We start from the raw sequence: 7416 nt of genomic DNA, 5'->3' as shown, positions 1-7416 counted from the left end.
GGCGCGCGCATGCCCGCCAGCACCTCCAGCAGCTCGCTCTGGCCGTTGCCCGACACGCCGGCCACGCCGACGATCTCGCCGGCGCGCAGCTCGATGCTGACGCCGTCCAGCAGCGGCGCGCCGCCCTCGCCCAGCAGGGTCAGGTCTTGCGCCGCCAGCCGGGCGCCGCCGGCGCGCATCGCATCGGCCACGCGGCCCAGCTGCACCTTGCGGCCCACCATCGCCTCGGCCAGCGCCTCGGGGCTGGTGTCCGCGATGGCGGTCGAATGAACCACCGCGCCGGCGCGCATCACGGTGACCGCATCGCACAGCGCCATCACTTCCTTCAGCTTGTGCGTGATCAGCAGGATGGTGGTGCCGCGCTCGCGCAGGCGGCGCAGCGTGGCGAACAGCTGCTCGGTCTCCTGCGGCGTCAGCACCGCGGTGGGCTCGTCCAGGATCAGGATGCGGGCGCCGCGGTACAGGGCCTTGAGGATCTCCAGCCGTTGCAGCTCGCCCACCGGCAGTTCGCCCGCGGGCAGGTCCAGCCGCACCTGCAGGCCGGTCTCGGCCATCAGCGCGACCAGCTTCTCGCGCACCTGCCGGGCGGCGGGCTTGAGCAGCCAGCCGGGCTCGGCGCCGAGCATCACGTTGTCCAGCGCGGACAGCGTGTCCACCAGCATGAAGTGCTGGTGCACCATGCCGATGCCCAGCGCGATCGCCTCGTGCGAGTTGGTGATCGACACCGGCCGGCCGTCGATCTCGATCGCGCCCGCATCGGCCTGGTAGTAGCCGTAGAGGATGGCCATCAGCGTGCTCTTGCCGGCGCCGTTCTCGCCGACGAGGCCGTGAACGGTGCCCGCAGCCACCTCCAGCGAGACCTCGCGGTTCGCCTGAACCGCGCCGAAGCGCTTGCTGATGTCTTGGAGCCTGACGGCCGATGCCGGCATCAGAACTTGCAGGCGTCGCCTGCCATGTAGTCGGCGACCTTGATCTTGCCGGCCACGATGTCGGCCTTCAGCGCCTCGGCCTTGGCCTTCACGGCGGGCGTCACCAGCTTGGCGTTGTTCTCGTCCATCGCATAGTCCACGCCGCCTTCCTTCAGGCCCAGCACCTGCAGGCCCGGCTCCCAGCCCTTCATCACGTTGTAGACGGCCACGTCCACGCGCTTGACCATCGAGGTCAGCATGGTGCCGGGCTGCACATGGTTCTGGTTGCTGTCCACGCCGATGGCGAGCTTGCCGGCGTCCTTGGCGGCCTGGTAGACGCCCACGCCGGTGCCGCCGGCGGCGGCGAAGACCACGTCCACGCCCTTGGCGAACTGGGCCCGGGTCAGCTCGGCGCCACGGGTCGGATCGGCCCAGGCGGACGAGGTCGTGCCGGTCATGTTGGAGGTGATCTCGATCTTCGGATTGGTCGCCTTGGCGCCCTGCTCGTAGCCGCACTGGAACTTGCGGATCAGCGGAATGTCCATGCCGCCGACGAAGCCGACCTTGGCGGTCTTGCTCGTCAGTGCGGCCATCGCACCGACGAGATAGCTGCCTTCCTGCTCCTTGAAGCGGATGGACTCGACGTTGGGCGCCTTGATCTCCTCGTCGATGATCGCGAAGTGGACCTTGGGGAATTCCTTGGCCACCTGCTCCAGCGCCGACTTCTGCGAGAAGCCGATCGAGATCACCGGGTTGGCGCCCCGCTCGGCCATGCGGCGGATCGCCTGCACCCGCTGGGTCTCGTTGCTGATCTCGAAGGACAGGTACTCCTTGCCGGTCTCCTTCTTCCAGCGCTCGGCGCCCTCGTAGGCGGCCTGGTTGAAGGACTTGTCGAACTTGCCACCCATGTCGAAGACGACGGCGGGCTGCTGGGCCTGGGCGGCGGCAGCGGTGAGCAAGGACAGCAGGACAGCAACAGGCAGGAGCTTTGTGGGCATGGCAGGTCTGGGTTGGGGTTGGGTTGACCGGGCGGGGCGCATTGTAAGAAACGCATATGACGGCGGAGCCGTACAATGCGAATCATTCTCGATTGGATTGTTCCGACTCCATGTCCAGCATTTCTCACGCCAGCCTTGCCGAGGCCGCCATCGGCGACGCCCTCTTCGTGCGCCACGTCAGCGCGCCCGACCATGCACCGGAATGGGCTGCATGGCTCGAAGAACTGGGCTTCCTGGCGGGCGAGCCGGTGCGGGTGATGGCCAAGGGCCTGCCGGGCTCGGACCCGCTGGTGGTGCGAGTCGGGCAGTCGACCTTCGCGCTGCGCCGCGCTGAAGCGGCCTGCGTGGCAGTCACGAAATGAACGAGGCCGTCGTCCACATCCATCCCGGCGGCAAGCTCCTCGCGCTCGTTGGCAACCCGAACTGCGGCAAGACCGCCCTGTTCAACCGCCTGACCGGTTCCAACCAGAAGGTCGCCAACTACGCCGGCGTCACCGTCGAGCGCAAGGAAGGGCGGCTCAAGAGCGCCGCCGGCAAGACGCTGCGGCTGCTGGACCTGCCCGGCACCTACAGCCTGCACCCGCGCAGCCCGGACGAGCGGGTCACCTGCGACGTGCTGGCCGGCCGCGCCCGCGGCGAGAAGCGGCCCGACCTGGTCGTCTGCGTGCTGGACGCGACCAACCTGCGCCGCAACCTGCGCCTGGTGCTGGCCGTCAAGCGCCAGGGCCTGCCGGTCGTGATCGCGCTGAACATGGCCGACCTGGCCGCCAGCCGCGGCCTGGCGATCGATGTTGAAGCGCTGGGCCGGGCGCTGGGCGTGCCGGTCGTGCGCACCGTGGCGACCAAGGGCGAGGGCATCGACGAACTGAAGGCGCTGCTGGACCGGCCCGAAGTCTGGGCGACCCGCGGCGACGTCGTCACCGCCGCCACCACCAGCCAGGAGGCCGACCACGCCACCGTGCGGGACATCCTGCGCTCGCTGAGCCTGGACAAGCACCTGCCCCACCTCCCCAGCGACCGCGTGGACCGCGTGCTGCTGCATCCGGTGGCCGGCCCGATCATCCTGATGGTGGTGCTGTTCCTGCTGTTCCAGGCGGTGTTCTCCTGGGCCGAGCCGCCGATGGACGCGATCAAGGCCGCGGTCGAATGGCTGGGCCAGGCGATCAACGCCCACCTTCCCGAAGGCCTGCTGCGCAGCCTGCTGGTCGACGGCATCATCGCCGGCTGCGGCTCGGTGCTGGTGTTCCTGCCGCAGATCCTGATCCTGTTCTTCTTCATCCTGATCCTGGAGGAGTCCGGCTACCTGCCGCGCGCCGCCTTCCTGCTGGACCGGATCATGGGCAGCGTCGGCCTGTCGGGCCGCAGCTTCATCCCGCTGCTGTCGAGCTTCGCCTGCGCCATCCCCGGCATCATGGCCACCCGCTCGATCGCCAACCCGCGCGACCGGCTGGTCACCATCATGATCGCGCCGATGATGACCTGCTCGGCCCGGCTGCCGGTCTACGCACTGCTGATCGGCGCCTTCATCCCGAACCGCGAGGTCTGGGGCGGGCTGGAGCTGCAGGGCCTGGTGCTGTTCGGCCTCTACCTCGCCGGCATCGTCGGCGCGATGGCGGTGGCCTGGGTCCTCAAGACCTTCACCAGCACCGGCTCGCAGGTGCGGCCGCTGATGATGGAGCTGCCGATCTACCACTGGCCGCATGCGCGCAGCATCGCCATCGGGCTGTGGCAGCGCACCGAGATCTTCGTCAGACGAGTCGGCGGCGTGATCCTGACGATGACGCTGGTGCTGTGGGCGCTGTCCAGCTTCCCCGGTGCGCCGGCGGGCGCCACCGGCGCCCCGATCGAGTACAGCATCGCCGGCTGGATCGGCCGCGGCCTCTCGCACCTGCTGGCGCCGATCGGCTTCAACTGGCAGATCAGCCTGGCCCTGGTCCCCGGCATGGCGGCGCGCGAGGTGGCGATCAGCTCGCTGGGCACGGTCTACGCGCTCTCCGCCGCCGGCGAGGACGCCGCGCAAGCCCTGACCCCGCTGATCGCCGCCAGCTGGAGCCTGCCCACCGCGCTCTCGCTGCTGGCCTGGTATGTGTTCGCGCCGCAGTGCCTGTCCACGCTCGCCGCGGTGCGGCGCGAGACCGGCGGGCTGAAGATGCCGGCCATCATGCTGGCCTACCTGTTCGGGCTGGCCTACCTGGCGTCCTTCATCACCTTCAGGGTCAGCACCTGGTTGATCGGCTGAGGCGCACCCCTCGGCCGGGGTCGCGGACTTGCGCGCCCCGACATGCTCGCCAAGCCGGCGAAGCCATGGCAGGATTCGGTGGCGTGCCACCCTAACGTCGACACCTGACGGTGCCGGCGTCGCCCCTCCCGATGCCCCAAGAGCCCGACCGCCCTGCCGCTCCGTCACTCGATGACCGCGCGGCGGCACGCCCGGCGCTGACTTCGGGCCCCGAACTGGAGCGGCTGTTCCAGCGCCGCATGTTCCACTTCAACATCGGCTTCATCTTCGCGCTGGCGCCGCTGTACATCGCCTCGGCCATCGTGCGTGGCTCGGTGGCCAACTGGTGGATGACCGGCGCGGTGTTCGGCGGCGCCCTGCTGATCCATCTGTGGACCCGCCGCCACGGCGACTACCGGCGCGGCCTGCTGTGGCTGCAGACGGCCTCCTTCTTCAGCCTCGGCCTGGGCCTGGGCGCGGTCCAGCACTTCGCGGTGGACACGCCCTCGTTCTGGTGGATGGCCATGATCCCGGTGGTCACGCTGATGAGCGGCCTGACCCGCCTGGGCGTGCTGCAGGGCGTGCTGGTGATGGCCTATGCCTGCGCCTCCTTCCTGATGGGCGAGCACGAGGGCAAGGCCCTCGCCTCGCCCTCGCTGCGCCTGCACATGGCCGTGATCCTCAGCTCGCTGTACGTCTGCGCCAACCTGGTGTTCGCCACCTTCTGGCGCGGCAAGCTGCAGACGGCCCTGCGCGAGGCCAGCGACGCCGCCCTGGCCTCGGCCAGCGCCAAGGCGCGCTTCCTGGCCCACATGAGCCACGAGATCCGCACGCCGCTGTCCGGCGTGATCGGTGCCGCCGAGCTGCTGCGCTCGCGCCGCACCGACGAGGACCAGCGCCAGCAGCTGGCCATGCTGCAGGAGCAGAGCGCCAAGACCCTGCTGGCGCTGATCAACGACATCCTGGACTGGTCCAAGCTGGAGGCCGGCAAGGTGCAGCTGGAGCAGCATCCGCTGGCGGTGCGCGCCCTGGTGAGCGACGTCAACGAACTGTTCGCGGCCACCTCGTTCAACAAGCAGATCGAGCTGTGCAACAGCTGCGAGCCCGAGGTGCCGCGCCTGCTGCTGGGCGACCCGACCCGCATCCGCCAGGTGCTGTCCAACCTGGTCGGCAATGCGGTCAAGTTCACCGACAAGGGCAGCGTGCACATCCACGTGGCCAGCCGTCGCAAGGACGCGCAGGACTGGCTGAGCATCGAGGTCCGTGACTCCGGCCCCGGCATCGCGCCGGACGCGCTGAACGACGTCTTCGACCCCTTCCGCCAGGCCGACCAGTCCGTCACCCGGCGCTACGGCGGCACCGGCCTGGGCCTGTCGATCAGCAAGGAGCTGGCCGAGCTGATGGGCGGGCGCATCGAGGTCGAGTCGGTGGCCGGCCGGGGCAGCACCTTCACGCTGCTGCTGCCCCTGCGGCCGGGCGAGGGCCAGAGCCCGATGCCGCCGCTGCTGCGCCATGACGAACTGCTGGTCGCCTGCGCCGGCGAGCCGCTGACCCGGCACATGCGCTCGCTGTTCAACGAGCTGCGCATCGAGCCGCGCATCTGCCTGGGCTTGCCCTCGGCCGCCGCGCTGCAGGGCTGCCAGGTGCTGCTGCTGGACGCCGCGCTGCTGCCGCCCGGCGAGCCGCCGCCGATGTCGCTGCGCCACGGCCCCTTCAAGCTGGGCCTGATGCAGTCGCTGGGCTCGGACCTGCATGTGGAAGGCACGACCTCGCTGTACAAGCCGGTGCGCCGCAGCGCGCTGGAGAACTTCCTGGAACACAGCGACGCCCCGCGCCCGGCCGTGGCGCCGGCTTCCATCGCGGCGCTCTCGCCCCCCGAGGGCACCGGCGGTCCCCATGTGCTGCTGTGCGAGGACAACCCGGTCAACCAGGTGGTCGTGCAGGTCATGCTGATGGAGCTGGGCGCCAGCGTGGTCATCACCGACAACGGCCGCGCCGGGCTGGAGAAGCTGCGCAGCGAGCGCTTCGACCTGGTGCTGATGGACATGCAGATGCCCGAGATGGACGGCCTCAGCGCCGCCCGCGAATGGCGCCGCATCGAGGCCGGCCCGACCCGGCTGCCGATCGTCTGCATGACCGCCAACTCCCGCGCCGACGAGGGCGATGCGGCCCTGGCCGCCGGCATGGACGATTTCCTGGCCAAGCCCTTCGGCATCAGCGACCTCAAGCAATGCCTGGCGCGGTGGGTGACGACGACAAGCACGGAGACACATCGATGACATCAAGGATGCCCGCCGCGGCGGCAACGCTGGCGCTGCTGCTGCTGACCCTCGCCGGCCGATCGTTCGCGGCCCCGTCGGTCATCCTCGACACCGAGCAGGTCGAGGCCGCCCGCCAGCATGGAGCGCTGGTCTGGGACGTGCGCGGCGCCGGCGCCTGGCGCCAGGGCCACATCCCCGGCGCCGTCAACATCGACGAGGTCACCGGCGCGCTGCGCAACGACAACACCGAGGACTACCTGCCGCTGCCGGAGATCGAGCGCAAGCTGGGCCGGGCCGGCATCGACCCGCAGCGCGAGATCGTCGTCTACGGGCCCAAGGGCGCGCCGGGCGTCTACTTCGCGCTGGTCACGCTGCAGTATTTCGGCGCCACGAAGGCGCTCATCTACCACGGCGGTATCGACGACTGGATGGCGGCCGGCAAGCCGGTGACGGCCGAGGCGACCGTCGCCAGGCCGGTGACGCTGAAGCTCGGCACCAGGCCCGAGCTGCTGGTGGACACGAAGGACGTGATCGCCAGGCTGAAGGACCCGTCGGTGCAGATCCTGGACGTGCGTACGCCGGCCGAGTTCCGCGGCGAGGACATCCGCGCGATCCGCGGCGGCCACATCCCGGGCGCGATCGCCATCGACTACCAGAACAACCAGGTCGACCCCGACGCCGTCACCAAGTTCGAGCGCCGCCTGGTCGCCAACAAGGACGGCCTGAACCTCAAGAGCCGCGACGAGCTGAAGAAGCTGTACAGCGCCCTCGATCCGGACAAGGAAACCATCGTCTACTGCCAGAGCGGCGTGCGCGCCTCCGAGACCGCCACCGTGCTGCAGGAGATCGGCTTCACCAAGGTCAAGGTCTACGACTCCTCGTGGCTGGGCTACGGCAACACGCTGGCGGCGCCGGCGGAGGACGTGAGCTTTGTCAACGTGGGCATGCTGACCGGGCGCCTGAGCGCGCTGCAGAAGCGGCTGGATGCGATGGAGAAGGAGATGGCGGCAATGAAGGCCGCCAAGCCCTGA

6 protein-coding genes are annotated in these 7416 nt (G+C 69.7%); 4 read left to right on the top strand and 2 right to left on the bottom strand.

Annotation, left to right across the window (positions count from 1 at the left end; genetic code table 11):
- Together B0W88_RS03730 and B0W88_RS03725 are read right to left on the bottom strand one after the other, a co-directional pair.
- Positions 1 to 929 (bottom strand): ABC transporter ATP-binding protein (locus B0W88_RS03730; RefSeq protein WP_144006586.1); only part of this gene is annotated, 929 nt, incomplete at its 3' end.
- Positions 929 to 1906: a BMP family protein gene (locus tag B0W88_RS03725; protein WP_077033307.1), complete on the bottom strand. Its 978-nt coding sequence runs from the start codon at positions 1904 to 1906 to the stop codon at positions 929 to 931. The genes B0W88_RS03730 and B0W88_RS03725, both read right to left, overlap by 1 nt.
- Positions 1907 to 2016: 110 nt before the next feature.
- On the opposite strand from B0W88_RS03725, the gene B0W88_RS03720 reads away from it, so the two are divergent.
- From B0W88_RS03720 to B0W88_RS03705, 4 genes are all read left to right on the top strand, one after another.
- Positions 2017 to 2268, top strand: coding sequence for a FeoA family protein (locus tag B0W88_RS03720; RefSeq protein ID WP_077033306.1), 252 nt, complete (start codon positions 2017 to 2019; stop codon positions 2266 to 2268).
- On the top strand, positions 2265 to 4145 hold the full coding sequence (locus B0W88_RS03715) for a ferrous iron transporter B (RefSeq protein WP_077033305.1): 1881 nt from the start codon (positions 2265 to 2267) through the stop codon (positions 4143 to 4145). The genes B0W88_RS03720 and B0W88_RS03715 overlap by 4 nt, the downstream gene beginning before the upstream one ends.
- 131 nt (positions 4146 to 4276) lie before the next feature.
- Positions 4277 to 6403: an ATP-binding protein gene (locus tag B0W88_RS03710; RefSeq protein ID WP_083748555.1), complete on the top strand. Its 2127-nt coding sequence runs from the start codon at positions 4277 to 4279 to the stop codon at positions 6401 to 6403.
- Positions 6400 to 7416 carry a sulfurtransferase gene (locus B0W88_RS03705; RefSeq protein ID WP_158080788.1) on the top strand — a complete coding sequence of 339 codons (1017 nt, stop codon included), beginning with the start codon at positions 6400 to 6402 and terminating at the stop codon, positions 7414 to 7416. Before B0W88_RS03710 ends, B0W88_RS03705 begins: the two co-directional genes overlap by 4 nt.

It is taken from the genome of Pelomonas sp. KK5 (assembly GCF_001984095.1).
Taxonomy (GTDB): Bacteria; Pseudomonadota; Gammaproteobacteria; order Burkholderiales; family Burkholderiaceae_C; genus KK5.
The sequence above is the reverse complement of the archived record's forward strand: the minus strand, read 5'-3'. Positions and strand labels throughout refer to the sequence as shown.

Excerpts from the sequence above, each read along its gene's own strand:
- B0W88_RS03725 (WP_077033307.1), bottom strand. The coding sequence starts at position 1,906 with ATGCCCACAAAGCTCCTGCCTGTTGCTGTCCTGCTGTCCTTGCTCACC.
- B0W88_RS03720 (WP_077033306.1), top strand. The coding sequence starts at position 2,017 with ATGTCCAGCATTTCTCACGCCAGCCTTGCCGAGGCCGCCATCGGCGAC.
- B0W88_RS03715 (WP_077033305.1), top strand. The coding sequence starts at position 2,265 with ATGAACGAGGCCGTCGTCCACATCCATCCCGGCGGCAAGCTCCTCGCG.
- B0W88_RS03710 (WP_083748555.1), top strand. The coding sequence starts at position 4,277 with ATGCCCCAAGAGCCCGACCGCCCTGCCGCTCCGTCACTCGATGACCGC.
- B0W88_RS03705 (WP_158080788.1), top strand. The coding sequence starts at position 6,400 with ATGACATCAAGGATGCCCGCCGCGGCGGCAACGCTGGCGCTGCTGCTG.